The organism is Paenibacillus sp. MAH-35, assembly GCF_058135425.1.
Genome location: NZ_JBYUPU010000053.1, coordinates 1 through 16,100, shown reverse-complemented (window position 1 = coordinate 16,100; position 16,100 = coordinate 1). Strand labels below are relative to the sequence as shown.

At 52.0% G+C, this 16,100-nt stretch carries 18 protein-coding genes; 6 read left to right on the top strand and 12 right to left on the bottom strand.

The features are described 5' to 3' along the window. Positions 1–4: 4 nt before the first annotated feature. The 4 genes from AC3Y2E_RS31145 to AC3Y2E_RS31130 are packed head-to-tail and all read left to right on the top strand — an operon-like array spanning position 5 to position 3,528. Positions 5–574 carry a sigma-70 family RNA polymerase sigma factor gene (locus tag AC3Y2E_RS31145; protein WP_379217194.1) on the top strand — a complete coding sequence of 190 codons (570 nt, stop codon included), beginning with the start codon at positions 5–7 and terminating at the stop codon, positions 572–574. Beyond that, positions 531–1,700, top strand: a complete 1,170-nt coding sequence (locus AC3Y2E_RS31140; protein WP_379217193.1) for a hypothetical protein — start codon at positions 531–533, stop codon at positions 1,698–1,700. Before AC3Y2E_RS31145 ends, AC3Y2E_RS31140 begins: the two co-directional genes overlap by 44 nt. Then, complete coding sequence (locus tag AC3Y2E_RS31135; RefSeq protein ID WP_379217192.1) at positions 1,697–2,686, top strand: ABC transporter ATP-binding protein; 990 nt, start codon at positions 1,697–1,699, stop codon at positions 2,684–2,686. Before AC3Y2E_RS31140 ends, AC3Y2E_RS31135 begins: the two co-directional genes overlap by 4 nt. Further along, on the top strand, positions 2,683–3,528 hold the full coding sequence (locus AC3Y2E_RS31130) for an ABC transporter permease (protein ID WP_379217191.1): 846 nt from the start codon (positions 2,683–2,685) through the stop codon (positions 3,526–3,528). The genes AC3Y2E_RS31135 and AC3Y2E_RS31130 overlap by 4 nt, the downstream gene beginning before the upstream one ends. 63 nt (positions 3,529–3,591) lie before the next feature. On the opposite strand, the gene AC3Y2E_RS31125 is transcribed toward AC3Y2E_RS31130, so the two are convergent. From AC3Y2E_RS31125 to AC3Y2E_RS31105, 5 genes are all read right to left on the bottom strand, one after another. Then, on the bottom strand, positions 3,592–4,464 hold the full coding sequence (locus tag AC3Y2E_RS31125) for an AraC family transcriptional regulator (RefSeq protein WP_379217190.1): 873 nt from the start codon (positions 4,462–4,464) through the stop codon (positions 3,592–3,594). 220 nt (positions 4,465–4,684) lie between these two features. Continuing rightward, on the bottom strand, positions 4,685–6,001 hold the full coding sequence (locus tag AC3Y2E_RS31120; RefSeq protein ID WP_379217189.1) for an ABC transporter substrate-binding protein: 1,317 nt from the start codon (positions 5,999–6,001) through the stop codon (positions 4,685–4,687). 44 nt (positions 6,002–6,045) lie between these two features. Then, positions 6,046–7,581 (bottom strand): extracellular solute-binding protein, encoded by a 1,536-nt coding sequence (locus tag AC3Y2E_RS31115; RefSeq protein WP_379217188.1) that lies wholly within the window; start codon positions 7,579–7,581, stop codon positions 6,046–6,048. 78 nt (positions 7,582–7,659) lie between these two features. Further along, the gene (locus AC3Y2E_RS31110) at positions 7,660–8,553 is read right to left on the bottom strand and encodes a carbohydrate ABC transporter permease (RefSeq protein WP_332070656.1); all 894 of its coding nucleotides are present in this window, start codon (positions 8,551–8,553) and stop codon (positions 7,660–7,662) included. Between the two features lie 21 nt (positions 8,554–8,574). Further along, complete coding sequence (locus AC3Y2E_RS31105; RefSeq protein WP_379217217.1) at positions 8,575–9,450, bottom strand: ABC transporter permease; 876 nt, start codon at positions 9,448–9,450, stop codon at positions 8,575–8,577. A gap of 319 nt (positions 9,451–9,769) precedes the next feature. On the opposite strand from AC3Y2E_RS31105, the gene AC3Y2E_RS31100 reads away from it, so the two are divergent. Together AC3Y2E_RS31100 and AC3Y2E_RS31095 are read left to right on the top strand one after the other, a co-directional pair. Next, the gene (locus AC3Y2E_RS31100) at positions 9,770–12,004 is read left to right on the top strand and encodes an AraC family transcriptional regulator (RefSeq protein ID WP_379217187.1); all 2,235 of its coding nucleotides are present in this window, start codon (positions 9,770–9,772) and stop codon (positions 12,002–12,004) included. A 129-nt stretch (positions 12,005–12,133) separates the two neighbouring features. Then, positions 12,134–12,358 (top strand): helix-turn-helix domain-containing protein, encoded by a 225-nt coding sequence (locus AC3Y2E_RS31095; RefSeq protein WP_190929677.1) that lies wholly within the window; start codon positions 12,134–12,136, stop codon positions 12,356–12,358. 215 nt (positions 12,359–12,573) lie between these two features. Here the strand turns inward: AC3Y2E_RS31095 and AC3Y2E_RS31090 are convergent, their stop codons facing one another. From AC3Y2E_RS31090 to AC3Y2E_RS31060, 7 genes are all read right to left on the bottom strand, one after another. Next, positions 12,574–13,344 (bottom strand): ABC transporter permease, encoded by a 771-nt coding sequence (locus AC3Y2E_RS31090; RefSeq protein ID WP_379217186.1) that lies wholly within the window; start codon positions 13,342–13,344, stop codon positions 12,574–12,576. Next, positions 13,345–14,103 (bottom strand): ABC transporter ATP-binding protein, encoded by a 759-nt coding sequence (locus tag AC3Y2E_RS31085; RefSeq protein WP_379217185.1) that lies wholly within the window; start codon positions 14,101–14,103, stop codon positions 13,345–13,347. A gap of 4 nt (positions 14,104–14,107) precedes the next feature. After that, on the bottom strand, positions 14,108–14,470 hold the full coding sequence (locus tag AC3Y2E_RS31080) for a DUF1048 domain-containing protein (protein WP_379217184.1): 363 nt from the start codon (positions 14,468–14,470) through the stop codon (positions 14,108–14,110). Positions 14,471–14,480: 10 nt separating this feature from the next. Continuing rightward, positions 14,481–14,828, bottom strand: a complete 348-nt coding sequence (locus AC3Y2E_RS31075; protein WP_379217183.1) for a DUF1048 domain-containing protein — start codon at positions 14,826–14,828, stop codon at positions 14,481–14,483. Next, positions 14,828–15,133, bottom strand: coding sequence for a PadR family transcriptional regulator (locus AC3Y2E_RS31070; protein WP_317891237.1), 306 nt, complete (start codon positions 15,131–15,133; stop codon positions 14,828–14,830). Before AC3Y2E_RS31070 ends, AC3Y2E_RS31075 begins: the two co-directional genes overlap by 1 nt. Before the next feature lie 274 nt (positions 15,134–15,407). Next, entirely contained in the window at positions 15,408–15,686 is a 279-nt protein-coding gene (locus AC3Y2E_RS31065; protein ID WP_379217182.1) for a hypothetical protein, read from the bottom strand. Positions 15,687–15,692: 6 nt separating this feature from the next. Then, positions 15,693–16,100: HAD-IA family hydrolase (locus AC3Y2E_RS31060; protein ID WP_379217181.1), on the bottom strand; the 408-nt coding region annotated here is incomplete at its 5' end.

Here is a 16,100-nt window from a genome sequence, read left to right as displayed (position 1 = left end):
CAACATGGAGGATGGCGCACAGGTACCCGAGCTGTTCCAGCGCTTGTTTCGGGAGCATTATCCCGGAGTCGCGCGGAAGCTTTATGCGTTGACCGGGGATTACGCGGCGGCGGAAGATTTGGCCCAAGAGGTGTTCCTGCGGCTATACCGGAACCCTCCCGACCGGCTGGAAGCCGTCGGCGCTTGGCTGCACCGGGTGCTGACCCGGGTGGGGTACGATTATTTAAGGCACCGGTCGTCGGGCGAGGCATTGCTGGAAAAGGAAACCGCCCGCATCGCGGCTTGGTCGGAAGGCGCCGTCCCTTCGGGAGAAACGGAAGTCATCCGGGAATGGGAAATCGACGTGGTCCGCCGGGTGCTGCAGAAGCTCTCGGACCGGGACCGGACCGCCCTTCTGCTTCGGGAGGAAGGGTACAGCTACGAGGAGATTGCCCTCCGGCTGGAGGTCAACCCGAAGATTGTCGGGACGCTGCTGGCCCGTGCAGAGGAACGGCTGAAGAAGAAATACGGGCAGGAGGAGGAGCGGCACGATGGCGGACGGAGAGAAGCGGACCGGCGGGGAGCCGATTTTTGATACGGACCGGGCTTGGGACCGGTTTGAGAGACTGACGGCACGGGAGCCGGCTCCGGCGTTTTGGAAGCATGCGGAGCAGAGCCCGCGTTCGGATGAAAGAAGAAACAAAGCCCGATCGGATAAAAATCCAGATGATCACAATAAGGATGGTGCGGTGGAGATGAAGCAGACGAGAGCATTCGAAGGGAAACAAGGGGCCCCGGTTGCCGGGACGCCGAGGGCGGCAACAGGGACAAGCGTTAAAGGAGCAGACGGTTCCTGGCGAACGGAAAGACCGGCCAAGCGCAGAATTCGGAGATGGACCGCAGGGGTAGCTGCCGCTGCTATGGCAGTCGTCCTGTTCACCACCCCCCTGGGAGACCGGGCGCTGGCGGCCATGCAGCATACGTTCCGCATTCAGCATATGGTCGGAGTCGGAATATCGGCGGATGACATGGCGACCATCTCCAGCCTTCTGGAGCGCGGCTCGCCCGAAGGAGACCGGAGTTTCACACTGGCCCAGTACGGCACCTTGACCCAATCCGGAGGCGGGGAATCCCATACCCTCACTTGGGACGAAGCGGAGCAACGGATGGGCGGGCTCCTTCAGCCTGGAACCCCCGCCTCCCCCGTCTTCCAGCCGGCTACCACACTTACCTTTAATCTGAATGTAAAAGCGGTCAACCGGCTGCTCACCCGTTTGGGCGGCACCACTACCCTGCCTGTCGATGCCGACGGGAAAACGATCCGGCTGCACGTCCCGGACGGCATCACCTCGGAGGGCACCTTGTCGGGCAAGCCGGTAAGACTGCTCCAATTCGGCAAGCCGGAGCTGACCGTGGAGGACGGCATCGATGCGGCAACCGTCCGGGAGGCGGTACTCGGGCTGCCTGTATTGCCGGACAGCCTGCGGACCAAGCTGGCGGCCATCGGCGATTGGCAGAGCACCCTGCCGGTGCCGGCCCGTGACGGCGTAACCATCAACTTCAAGTTAGGCGGACACGATGCGGTCATGACGACAGACGGAAAGAATCGCTACCTGCTCTGGCTTGCCGGGGACCGTATGGGGCTGCTGAGCGGCACCTTGAAGGATTTTCCTGTGGAGTCCGCTTTCCGCCGGGCAGCCGAGGAGCTTATCCAGCCATGATGATGATCGACACCGAAGAATTGACCAAAACCTACAACGGCCGCGGCGGCTGCCGCGGCATCACCTTGCAGGTGCCGGAGGGCTGCATTTTCGGCTTGCTTGGACCCAACGGCGCCGGCAAAAGCACCTTCGTTAAAATGCTGGCCGGCCTCCACCGCCCCGACTCCGGGCGGGCCGCCATGCTGGGCCGGCCCTTGGGCCGGCCGGAGGCGAGACGCGAGCTGGGCTATTTGCCCGAGCTGTTTCGCTACCAGGATTGGCTGACCCCGGCGGAGGTCCTCCGCTTCCACGGTCAACTGGGAGGGCTGCGCCCGCAGGAGACGCGGGCATCCGCTTTCCGAAGCCGGGTCCGCGATACCCTGGAGCTGGTCGGTCTGTCCGAAGCCGCAGACCGCCGGGTCGGCGGGTTCTCCAAAGGAATGCAGCAGCGTCTCGGCTTGGCTGCCGCCCTGCTCTTGGACCCTAAGCTGGTCATCCTGGACGAACCCGCTTCGGCCTTGGACCCCATCGGCCGTTATGAGATCCGCAGCCTGTTGAAGCAGCTGCGGGGCAGGGGCGTGACCATTTTCCTCAATACCCATCTGCTCGAAGATGTGGAGGAGCTGTGCGATGAGGCCGCCTTCCTGTACGACGGCGAGCTGCTGGCGTCGGGGCCGCTGCACGAGCTGCTGAGTGGCACCGGCGATAGCGGAGGCGGCAGTGCCAACTGGCGCTTCCGGCTTGGCGGATGGCTGCCGGGGACGTGGGAGGAGCTTGGCGGCGCTGTCGGCGGCGCTCTCCCCTCCCTGCTGCGCCTGGTCGAGGCCGACGAGAGCGGCAACGCCCTCCTGACCGCGCTTGTAACGGACCGGGAACAAGCCGGCTATCTGTGCTCGCTGTTCGTCCGCACCGGCCTGACGCTTTACGAATCCGGCCCCGAGCCGAACAGCCTGGAAGCCTGGTTCCTCCGGATGGCCCGGTCCCGCCAAGGAGGTGGCCCGTTATGACGATGTATATAGCCGCCACCTTCAAGGAGTTGACCCGTAAGCGGGTGTTCCTGGTCACGATTATTCTGACCTTCGTCTTTCTGGTGCTGTTTGCCTTCGGGGTTCGGGAGCTGGCCGGTACGCTCGAACAGAACCGGGTATCCCCTGCCGAATCTCTGTTGAACAGCATGGTTCTGACGGTGCTGGGGCTTTTTTTCGCACAATTTCTAACGGCCTTTTTCGTGCTCTTCTCCGCCATGGGGATCGTCACGGGTGAACAGGAGAACGGTCTGCTGCTGGCTGTCGCCGCCCGCCCCATCTCCCGCTGGAGGCTGTATCTGGCGAAATGGCTGGGCCATGCCGTCTGGATCGCCGTGTACAGTATCATTTTGTTCGTTTCCGTGGTCTGGACCATCCACAGCCTGGCCGGACTTCCTCTGCTTGTGGGGGATTTACTGCGGGGTCTCGTGCTTTTTATTTGGATGCCGCTTCTTCTCCTCACCCTGGTCATGCTCGGTTCCGTCTATTTGCCGATGCTGGGGAACGGGATTTGCGCCGCCTTATTGTACGGATTGGCCCTCTTCAGCGGTCTGGTCGAAGGGATCACGATCTATGAAGGAAGCCACCCTATACTGGACAAATTTCTCCTGCTGACCGGGCTGCTCCTGCCCACGGACTCCGTTTACCGGAGAAGCCTCTACGAGGTTCTCGGGGGGGCGGATTGGGCCGGTCTTGCCACGGCCGACATGGGTCCATTCTCCATGCCGAGCGTTCCATCGGACGCCTTCCTTCTGTACACGGTCGGGTATGCGGCGGTTCTGCTCCTGTTGGGTTGCCGGGCATTTAGCAGGAAGGATCTGTAACATGCCGGTGAATGCAACGAGGGGCTGTCGATCTATGTCGGCAGCCCTGTTCGATGCGAATCCTTATTTCTTTTGAATCGGTATCCATATTTCGCTTTTATACTGCGGCGATGTGGTATCCTTATGCTCGTTCCAGAGAATTTCCGGCCCTTCGCTTAACTCGTACTCCGACGACGGAAACCATTCCGAATAAATGCGTCCCCATATCTCCTGAAGTGCACTCGGAAATGAGCCTACTGCCGTGAAAACAGCCCATGTCGAGGCCCGCACCTCCAGCTGCGCCAAGCCGTCCCTCGCTTCTTGCGTAGTGGCAGCGCCGATATAGTGGTCGAGCTCTCCTTTCTCCTCCATCCGCCCTTCGCTGAAATTCGTGGATGCGCTGATCAGTCCCGAAGGCTGGACATTCGAATAGCTTTTAATTTCCTGAATTAATTCTGGAGTGAGCCCTTCAACCATCGACGCAATCTCCGGGTTTACCCCTTGGAACACGATAGGGACCCGTTTCTTGATCCCCACGATGCGGAAAGCCCCTTTCTCTTCAATCCGGTAGTTCATTTCACTTCCTCCTTTGATGGTCAGTTGAAACGTCATCCGAGGGAAGGCTTTGAGGGACTGGCCATGAAGCCGGGCTTCCGAAGGAGTAACCCCGTGCACACCCTGGAAAGCTCTGGTAAAGGAATCCGGTGACGAATATCCGTATTTCAGCGCAATTTCGATGATTTTCATATCACTGTGGCTTAGCTCTAGTGCCGCCAAGGTTAGGCGTCTGCGGCGGATGTATTCCGACAGCGTGATGCCGGCCAGAAAGGAGAACATGCGCGTAAAGTGGTATTCCGAACAGCAGGCAATCTTCGCCGCCTCCTGGTAGTTCACATCATTCGTCAAGTTCTCTTCGATATAGCTTAAAGCTTCGTTCAGCTGTGCCAGCATATCCATGATCCGGTTCCTCCCCTCGTTGCTTCCAAGCATAACAGAGATGCGATTTCCCTTCCCGACATCCATTGCACCATCCTGCAGGGTCTTTATGTATCATTTGCGGGGCTCGCCGCAAGGGAGAGGGATTATCTCCATTTTCATGAGTATACAATAAAAAGACCGTCGAGACTTTCTCGACAGTCTGGATGAATCCCCATTAAACCTTTCTTTTTACCCTAAATTACTGACCGGATTTCAATTTTTCAATTTCCTTCACCGCATTCTCATCCGCCATCCGCAAGGTGGTATTGATGTCAAGCTGACCTTTACCGAGCTGATACCAGAGCTTTTCAAGCTGGTTGTTCGTAATCGCTTGATAAGGCGATTGCTGGAATGGCGCAGCCGGTTTATTTTTCGTTAGCGCCTTCAGGTTTTTCCCTGCAAGATTCGGGTTGTCTTGACCGAACGCATCTTTTGCCGATTGGGTTGTAATGACCGGCAGTCCCAGAGCTTTTTTGGCAATATCGGTCTGATATTCATCACTGGTCATATAAGCGATAATTTCAAAAGCTTGCTCCTTATGCTTACTGATGCTCGGTATATAAGCCAAGTTGAGCGAAGCCTGCGAACCAATACCGCGAAGATTGCTGATTTCCGGCAAAGTGACCAAATCCCAGTTCACTTGTTGCGCTGTTCCGGGAATGGAAGCCGCGTACATAGCCGCTACTTTTGAACTATAGAACAGGTTGTTGATTCCGCCGAAGCTGCCTTCCAATAGTGCATTGCCTGGAATCTCGTAGAAACGATTTATATTTTTGACAAATTGAGACCAACGTTCATCGGAAGAAAATAAGGGCTTATCTGTTTTAGGATCAGCGAATCCGAGGGACATTTGGTTCTGCCAAGCGATGCTGTAAGACTGGGTAATAAAGCCTCTGTATTGCGTATCCCCGTCTTTTCGAGTGAGCCGCTTCGCAAGCTCGTAAGTTTCGTCCCAAGTCATTCCGTCCGTTGGATAAGGAACAGCGAATTTGTCGAACAGGTCTTTATTGTACAATAGGGACATTACATTCATCCGCAAAGGCAATGCATATATTTCGCCATTCGGGGAAAGGGCCTTCACAGCCTCTAGCGTACTAGGCTCAAGACGTTTCAGATCATAGCCGCTTCTCTTGATCATGTCCGTTATGTCGTACTGAAATTTAAACGGCGTTATGTATCGGTAATGATTGGTATCGCCGTTCAAGAAAATGTCGATTGGTTCTTGCGAAGCAAGCAAGTTGGACAGATTGCCCGCCACGTTGGTATCCGGGGAATTGACGAGTTTTAAAGTAACATGCGGGAATTTCTTAACGATTGCGTTACCATACTGCTCCATGAACGTAGCTGTATCGGTTGCATATGGCAAATAGAAGCTAATGGTAACGGGCTCCTTCGGTGTCTCCCATGTCTTCGCCGCGGAGTCCGCAGTTTGACCGGTTTTGCTATCTTGTCCTCCGCTGCACCCGGCTAACATACTGACTGCAGTAACCAACAACACTATCGGTTTTTTAATCAACCTTATCGTCCTCTCTGTATAGGAGTCCCGGGCAATTTCCATTCTCATTTCATGCCGGATTCGTCCAAATATTGAAGCCACTGCTTTTTATATTCAGCTTGGATTTTTTCCAGCCCTGCCGCTTTGGCTTTTTCAATAAACAGCTTCAGACCCGCTTCCACATCTTCGACAAGCCCCATTTCGAGCGGCGCGAGATACTGCTTGGACACCTGCTCCAGCGCGGCTCTTTCCGCTTGATAAGCCGTATAGTCTTCGGCGAAGCCGGAATAAATATCAGGCTTGGCGATTTTGTCCAGCTGCGCAAATATTTCTTTGACCCCGTCGTACCCTTTGTCGAACAGCATATATTCCGGATTCCGCCACGACCAGCCGTTCATCGCCTCGCGCGGGAAACCGTTCGATTTACTGTCTCCGATCATTTGGTAATACCCGTTATCGACCTTGTAGTTAACCCCTTCGATTCCGTATTCGGTGAGCCGGTTATACTCTTTATCGGTCACAAGCTTTTCGTAGAAGGCGATGGCCCGCTCCGGATTCGGGCTGCTCTTCGGAATGGCGAAACCGTTACCGATCGGCGTAACCGGCGTCGCGTATCCTTTGATGAACGGAAACGGCGAGTATGCCAGCTTCCAGTCCGGATGCGCCGCTTGCGTCTTCGTGTTCATGTCGTTAAACATGGACGGATTGTGAGAGAACAGCGCCGCGGACTTGCCGCCGATGACCAGATTGTTGCCCAGTTCTTTTTCGTTTAGCACGTTTTTGGACCAGAAGCCTTTATCCGCCCATCTCTTCGCTACTTTCAATCCTTCCAGATGGACCGGCGAACCCCAATATGCCGTCATCTCGCGGGGGTTACCGTAGGAAGCCGTCATCCCGTAAGGGAACGATCCGGCGGGATCGATGGTAAGCTCCAAGTAGTTGCGCATATTGAAGCCGGAAGCGAGCGGGAACAAATCCGGAACGTTTTTCTTGATTCCGTCCAAATAAGCTTCAAACGAAGGAATCGATTCCGGCTTCGGCAGATTGAACTTCTGTCTCAAGTCTTCCCTGTAGATGAAGCCCCCCGTCGTATACTCTTTGTACGTCGAAGGTACTGTGTAGATCTTGCCGTCGATCCTGGCCGTGTTCCACATATCCTGCGGCACGAATCCGTGCAATTTAGGCGCGTGCTTGGGCAGCAGCTCGTCCAGGGGCAGGAAAGCGCCTTTCTTCGCGTACTGCTGGTAACCGAACCAGTTCGCCGTATAGATCAGGTCGATGGGCTGGCCGGACGTAAGCAGCAGTTTGTACTTGGTCGTATTGTCGGTCCACGAAATGTAATTGAATTTTACCGTGGCGTTCAAGTCTTTCAAAGCTAGCTCGTTAATTTTCGCTTCGATGATCGGCAAATCTTTCGGCGGATCCCCCAGCATGTAAAATTGCAGTTCCACCCTTTTCGAAAAGTCCTGATCTTTGCCCATACCAGCCGTATTCGCGGTTTCCCCGGCATTCTGCGTTTTGCCGGTACACCCGGCAAACAGCACGACTGCGAGCGCCGCGACGACGAATCGCGCAAAGATGTGCATTGTCTTTCCTTTCATGTGATGCCTCCCTCTGCTTTCTAAAAGTTTATCATACTATGTCAGCCGGCGTGCCGCGGAAAGCGGTTGAAGCCGGGTCTAACCTTTTACGGCGCCGATGGTCAAGCCTTTGACGAAATACCGCTGCACGAACGGATAGAGCAGCAGAATCGGCCCTGTTACGATGAGCGACATGGCCAGCTTCGTCGACTCCATCGGAATGTCGCTTGACAGCGTGACCCCGGAGCTTACCCCCAGATCGGCCAGGAATGACATCGTATTAATGATGTTGTACAAGTAAAACTGAAGCTCGTATTTGCTAGGGTCGTTGATGAACAGCGACGAAGAAAACCAGCTGTTCCAATACCCGAGAGCCATAAACAGCCCGATGGTGGCGATGCCCGGCATGGCGAGGGGGAGAACAATGCGGAAATAAATGCCGAAATCGTTCGCACCGTCGATTTTCGCGGATTCGATCACCTCGTCGGGAATCGTTGACTTGATGAAGCTTCTCATCAATATGATCAGAAACGGCGAAGCCAAACCGGGAAAAATGAGCGCCATGTACGTATTCGTCAAATGCAAGTACGAGGTCATCATGATGTACCAGGGTACGAGCCCTCCGCTGAACAGCGTAGTAAAATAAATAAAGAACATGGCCTTATTTCGGTATTTGAAGTCTTTGCGCTGCAGGACGTACCCGGCCATCGTCGTCATGAACAACCCGATCGTCGTACCGACTACCGTCACGAAAGTCGTCACGCCGTAGGCCCTCAGAATCGGACCGGGCGTAGCGAAAATCGTCCTGTAAGCCTCGAGCGAAAATTGTTTCGGAATCAGCCGGTATCCATCCCTGATGATCGATTCGTTCAGAGTCAAAGACCCCGACAAGATGAGCAAAAATGGAAATAGACAGACGATTGCTGCCAACGCGACGACCGTGTAGGCGAGCACGCTAAAGGCGGCGGATTTCTCTGAAGCTCTCACGTTCATAACCGAACCTCCTCCCTCAAGTTAAAACAAGGCGTAATCCTCGTTTATTTTTTTGATGATGTAATTAACAGTCACGATCAGAATGAAGCCGAATACGGATTGATACAGTCCCGCCGCGGTCGCCATGCCGATATCGAACGTTTCTTTCAGCGACCGGAACACGTACGTATCGATAATGTCGGTGCTGCCGAACAATAGGCCGTTGTTTCCGATCAGTTGATAGAACAGATCGAACTGCCCCTTCATGATGCTGCCGAGAGAAAACAGAAGCAGAAGGACGAATGTCGGCTTCAGCATCGGGACGGTTATATGCCGAATCCTTTGCAGCAAAGTAGCTCCGTCGATCCGGGCCGCTTCGTAATACTCGTCGCTGATTCCAGTTATGGACGCCAAATAAATGATCATGCTGTAGCCGATATGCTTCCACAGGTAAAATACGACGAGCAGGATGACCCACACCCACGGCGCGCCATAAAAGTTGAACGGCTGCATGCCGAGCGACTTCAGAAACGTATTGGCAAAGCCGGTTTCATAGTTGAACATGTTGTACGAGATGGCGCTCAGCAGGACGAACGATACGAAATACGGCAAAAACAAAATCGATTGCGATATTTTTTTGAACAGCTTCCCGTGGATTTCGCTAAGCAAAATCGCCAGGACGATGGCCAGCACGTTTTTGAGCACAATAAAAGCCAAATTGTAGCCGATCGTGTTCAGTGTGAGCTCCGCAAGCTTACCGGACTTCCACAAAAATTTAAAATTGTCCAACCCGACAAAAGGGCTTCCAAACAGCCCGCCGTGAAAATCGAATCTCGTAAACGCAAAATAGATGCCGACCATCGGAACATACGAATTGACGAAAAAAAACAAAAGAGTCGGCAGCAGCATTAGAAACATAAGCTTGTTTTTATTCAGTTCATTCCAAAATCCTCGCTTCGACACGAAATCTGTCCTCCCCGGCTGTAAATAGGACAGGCGGAAGATACGTCTGATAGCGTGCCTGCCCATCCGTTCCCCATCGTACAAGGAAAGCAGGCGCAATTAAACTCCACATTGCGTCATAAACATGAAGTTTTCGCCCTTATTGCGCTTGTTCCCGGAGTGAACAATTCGCACTTTTATGTGTTCTTTCTACTTTTTCACTCTCCCTATGGCAACATGGACGGCATGTAAGATATACTTCTTTGGAATGACTTTGTGAGGGGATGAGAAGCGGGTGAGTCAACGCGAGAACAGGAGCTTGTACAAAAACATCTTGATCAGCCTTGTGGTTAGTACAGTCATTACTCTGCTCATTTCTTCCACGCTGCTCATTATGAACTTTGAAAACATCGCCATCCGGCAAGTATCCCGCTCCGACTTGAACTCTCTGAAACAAACGAGTCGGGAGGTGGCGAAGATGACAGATACGGCAAAGACGCTATCGTTTCAAATTTACGGAGACTTGACGATCTCCAAGCTGATCTTCTTCCCGAAGCCGGACATTTACGATGTAACACTGGCGATGCAGCAATTGAACAACTACCGGCTATCGATGCCGTTTATCGAATCGATCTATGTATACAATGCAAGCTCCGGAATGTACTATATCAGCTCAGACACGTTCCGAAACGGAAGCCAAACGGAGGAGGAATTGGACGACCGGGGAATTGTAGACATTTTCCATAACATTCAGGAATACCGTCCGTATTATCCGATACCGAGAATGTATGCAATCGGCGATGGAAAGCAGGTCAGCAGCTACTCCTATTTATCGTTTGATATGCTCGAGAAAAAAACGAGCGCCGCCGTCGTACTCAATATTGCCGAGTCGTGGGTCAATAAAGATTTCGGCAGCTTAACCGCCGACTTCGGCGCCAGAATGTTCATTATGAACGAACAAGGCATTTTGCTTTCGCGCAGCGGCGACGATCCGATGTTGACCGATTACTCAGGGAATGGTTATATTCGGAACATTCTGGATAACCGCGTTGCCTCCGACTATTTCGTGGATATCGTTGACGGCGTCAAGTCGCTCGTTTCTTACACTGCCCCGGATTCGCTTGGCTGGAGGTATGTGCGGACGACACCTTATTCGGAGATTACGCGCGAGATTACGAGTATGAGGACCAAAACGATTGCCTTCAGCTTTATGGTGCTGCTGTTCGGGTTACTGCTGTCCGTTGCTGCTACCCGCAAACTGTATGGACCGATTGATAAAGTGCTCAAGCGATTAAAGTCGCTTGAAATCGAGCGGAGAAACAACCAGCATATCGTAAAGCAGCACTTTTTACGGAGTATTGTGCTTCGCAGGGAGGCCTATGGCCCGGAAGCGCTGCAGGAGAAGCTGACCGAATTCGGTTTCACCATCCGGGCGGATCACCCCTCCAGACTCATCTTGCTCAAGTTGGATCGTTTTGCGGAGTGCGCCGATTATTACCGGGACCATCTTAAGCTGGTGAGATACGCTATCATGAACATTTGCGGAGAAATTAGCTCCTCCTCGTATCATGCCGAAGGTGTCGATATTGGCGACGATCGCGTACTTTTATTGCTCGCAAGCGACGATCCTCAGGGACTATCGGATAGAAACGCATTGATAAGCATGCTGAAATTAATGCAGGAAGAAGTTCGGAATCATCTTAAAGTATCCGTTTCCGTCACCGTAAGCCCGGTCAGACCGTCCCTCAACCAAAGTATCCTGATGTACAACCAGGTCAAAGAAGCTTCCCTTCACCGGCTGTTTTACGGCCACGGCTGCCTGATCTGGTCGGAGGACATCATGAACTTGAAGCTGAAGGATTACGCGTTTCCGGTCCACCGGGAAAAGCAGTTGGTCGATTGCCTTATGACGGGGAAAAGCGAAGAAGCCAAGGCCATTTACTCGGAAATGGTGCGTGCTACGGGGGAATACCCGTATTCCGTCGTCCAACTGACGATTTCCCATCTGACGTTCACCGTCATCAACGTCTTGAAAACGATTCGGAAAAATAACGCGATCGTCGTCGAAGCCGACTTCGACTCTGCGCTTGCCTCGTTGAACCAGGTGGAAGTCATCGAAGAAATAACGACACAATTTTTCGGGATATTCGATCAATTAAGCAAACAGCTAGAGGCGAAAAAAAATTCGAAACAAACCGATTTGATCAAACGTATCAATGAGATTATCGATCGGGAATATGCGAATCCGAACCTTTGCCTGAACTCGATTGCGGACGAACTGGACATGTCGCCGATCTATATAAGCCGCTTGTACAAACAGCTTACTTTTTGCACACTGACGGACGCCATTCAAGAGGTGCGGATGAATCAATCTAAGCAGCTGTTGCTGGAATCCGATTATTCCGTGGCGGACATCGCCAAACTGACCGGATTTACGAACAGTTCGTACTTCTACCGCATGTTTAAGAAAAGCAACGGTGTAACACCGAGCGATTTCCGTAAACAGACGCCTCGTACCGAGACGATCTGAGAGGCTTTGAGAAGGCATTTTGAATCGTATAAAATGGTAATTCCGAGATCCAAGCCGGGGATGAAGCCAAAGCGGAAAGGAAATCATAGAATTCGTTGGACGATTTTTTCTGAGAGGGGCATATGCATATTGAAGTACGAACTAGGCCGTTGCCTGCTGGAAGAAAGACTTCAGGAAGCAGGAATGCCGCTGGAACGGCTGGCGCTTGAACTGCGAGTGAGACGGGAGCGGCTGGGTGATTTTATCGACAATAAAAGAGTGATGTCTCTTAAGCTCGCGATTTCGATCGCCGATACGCTTCAGTGCGAGGTGCGCAGCCTGTACGAATTAACGTCTTCCGATGAACGCCGTTAGTCAGCGGATGGGTAACCTATATAAATAATCTGCCCGTTCGCAACGACGGCAGCCGAACTTTTGGCCGGCTGCCGTTGTATACCGATTGAGCTATCGTCTCCGCTAGTTCTAATGAAAGATGGAAAGCTTTTGTTGTTTGATCCTGAAATTTAATCTTCAAATTGTAAGTGGGGGCCTTTACTTGATTTTATCATTATTTTTAATGCCTATAAGCATTAAGTTGCTTTCCGTTTGTACGCGCGCATCGCAAAGATATAAGCCACGAGCATAATTCCGACGCACCACGCCAGCGCGATCCATATATCGTTGCCCACAGGCTGACCTGACAACAGAGCACGGATGGTCTCCACGATTGAAGTCACCGGCTGGTTATCGGCAAAAGCGCGAACGACCTTCGGCATCGAATCGGTCGGCACAAAGGCCGAGCTGATAAACGGCAGGAAGATAAGCGGGTAGGAAAATGCGCTTGCACCTTCCACCGTTTTTCCGGACAAACCGGCAATCGTCGCGACCCAAGTCAAAGCCAGCGTAAACAGCACGAGTATACCGGCTACGGCGAGCCATGGCAGGACTCCTGCCGACGAGCGAAAGCCCATAATAAGCGCTACGAGAATGATGACGACAAGAGAAATGACGTTGGATACCAGCGAGGTCAGCACGTGCCCCCACAGCACGGCGGAACGCGCAATCGGCATGGAGTGGAACCGCTCAATGATGCCCCGCTGCTTATCCATAAAGAGACGGTAAGCCGTATAGGATATACCGCTTGCAATCGCAATCAGCAGGATACCGGGCAACAGGTAGTTCACATAGTTATCCGTACCGGTTTGGATTGAGCCGCCAAACACATAGACAAACAGCAGCATCATCGCAACCGGAGTGATGCAGACCGTGATGATGGTGTCCATGCTGCGGAAAATATGACGCATGGAACGTCCAAGCATCACGCTCATGTCGCTAAAAAAGTGACTCTTTACCGTCTCCATTTACATTGCCTCCTTTTTACCGATAATTGCGAGGAAAATCTCTTCCAATGAAGGTTGTTTTTCCACATACTCCACCTTTGCGGGCGGGAACAGCTTTTTCAGTTCCTGAAGCGTGCCATTGGCAATAATCCTGCCTTCATGCAAAATGGCAATTCGATCGGCTAGTTGTTCAGCCTCATCCAAATATTGAGTGGTCAGGAATACCGTCGTTCCACCGTCGGCAAGTTCTTTAACAATTTTCCAGGCCTCAATGCGTGCCTCGGGGTCAAGCCCGGTGGTCGGCTCATCAAGGAAAATAAGCTGCGGTTTTCCGATCAGGCTCATGGCAATGTCGAGCCTGCGGCGCATACCCCCCGAGTAGGTGGACACCTTGCGGTCGGAGGCGTCGTTCAACCCGAAGCGATTCAGTAAATCATCTGCGACATGACGCGGATTTTTAAGGTGTCGCAGTTTGGCGATCATGATCAGATTTTCCCGCCCGGTCAATATTTCGTCCACGGCGGCAAATTGCCCGGTCAGGCTGATCGCATGCCGCACATTCTCGGGTCTTGACGTGACGTCAAATCCGTTTACGGTGGCGGTGCCTCCGTCCTGCTTGAGCAGCGTGGTGAGGATTCTGACAATCGTCGTCTTGCCTGCGCCGTTGGAGCCAAGCAGGGCGAAAATCTCACCCTGCTTCACTTCAAAATCGACGCCCCTTAGGACTTCTTTGTCCTTGAAAGACTTTCGCAGGCCTTTCACTTGAATTGCTTTTTCCATCCCGTTATCCCCCCTTTTCCTTTTTTTTATCCGTAACCTTTTTCATTGCCTTGCTAACTTCTTGGTTAACAGATTCTTGATAGATGTCAGCGTAAGTTTTAGAATCTTTGATTAGTTCGTCGCAAAAAGTCGCTACGTCACTTCCCGTCACATCGAGCACGCCTTTCCCCAAGGCCGCGCCCTCTTCAAAAAGATCGACAATCCCCGATAGCAAACCCGTACCTTCGGTTAGTTCAACGGGTCCGACCTTAAAGAAATATTTTTGAATCTCTTTATAAACGATCTGATAATCTTGTGGGAGCCTTTTGACACGCGCCACGTGCGCTCGCCATTCTTTTTTGCCTTGAATGATATCTTGTATTCTCATTGTTATCCTCCTATTTACCCAATTTTTTAGCGATATTATGGTTGAGCTGCTCGCGCCATTTGTCGCGATAAGATTTTGCCCCTTCTTCGCCGGCCAGCGCTGAACAGAAGCCTTGGATATCGTCACCCAAAACCTCTTGGACGCTCTGACCGTCAGCCGCCGCTTCTTCGAGCAGGCCAAGCACGCCGTCGAGAATTGGCATGAGGTTGCGACCGCTGAAATCGGAGTACGACCAAAGATTCGCACTTATTTTTTCCCATGCCGCTTGATAATCAGCCGGCAGCTTTTTGGCTCGCGATTCAAAAGTTTTCATTTCCTTAGTCATGTCGCTGCCGGTGATTTTTTCCCAAAAATTCATTATTTCTTCTCCTTTAACTCGTTAATTTTTGATGATACGAACTCCCATTTTTCCCAGAACTTCCGCAGCTCCTCGCGGCCCGCGTCGTTGATCGCGAAAAACTTTCGCGGCGGTCCCATGTCGGAGGGCTTCTTGGTGATCTCCACCAACTTGTTTTTTTCGAGCCGGATCAGGATGGTGTACACCGTTCCCTCCACAACATCTGTGAAGCCGAGGGCGTTTAGCCGCCGCGTGATTTCGTAGCCGTAGGTTTCTTCGCGGCTTATAATTTCAAGGACACAGCCCTCAAGCACGCCTTTGAGCATTTCCGTTAGATTCTCCAGCACAATCACCCCTTGCTATTCTGTATAACTGGTATGAAGTATTACTTACTACAACTACAAAGTAACACGTAGTAGTTGGTTTGTCAATAGCGGTTGCTCTGCACGGATTTATATTTTCAACTATTATCCTGCATATCTTCTGTTGTCTGAATCTTGTGTGTGGGGGATACTCCCACACTCGGTCGTCCCGTGAGCATTAAACAACAAATTTGTATGTTGTTGTTCAAGTGAAACTAACGATATTAACTATTGCCCTTCAGGTCGGACAAGCGATCAGACCGTCCCGAATGGCGATGCCAACGAGCGCATTCATGACGCTCTTTGTGATGGATTTGATGCTGTAGGCAGCGGTCGGCTCGACCTGCGGCGCGTATCGTTCGAAGACGAGCTGCGCATCCTTGACGATCAGGAGGCTGTAGAGGCTGGGAAACGTCCGGAGCAGCGTTTCATAGGCTTGGTTCAGTCGTTGTACGTCTAGCTGGGCACTCTTCGGTTCCGTCACTGTGAACGGGACGGCTTCTTTGATCCGGTGCACCGGGCATCACTCCTTCCCCGGTAGTTGAGGAGTCTCTCTTTCCATATTTACTTGGTTAATTAAATCAGATAACTCGATTTCATCTAGAGAGTTTATTCGTAAGTCAAATTCCTGAAAAGTTAATCTTTTAGTAACTTCATTTGGCACTATCACACAATATATCCCCGCTCTTTTTGCAGACATTAATCCCGCCGGTGAATCCTCAATCGCAATGACATGAGAAGATTCTAAATTCATTTTTTCTAATACGTTTAAATATAGATCCGGATTCGGCTTCACATGATCCACATCTTCTGCGGTTGCAATATGTGTAAAAAAATGGGCGATTTCATATCTTTTTAAAAGGTCTACTATTCTTTTTCGCGGGGAACTGGAAGCCAATCCAATCTGGAGGTTCATTCTTTTTGCGGCTTC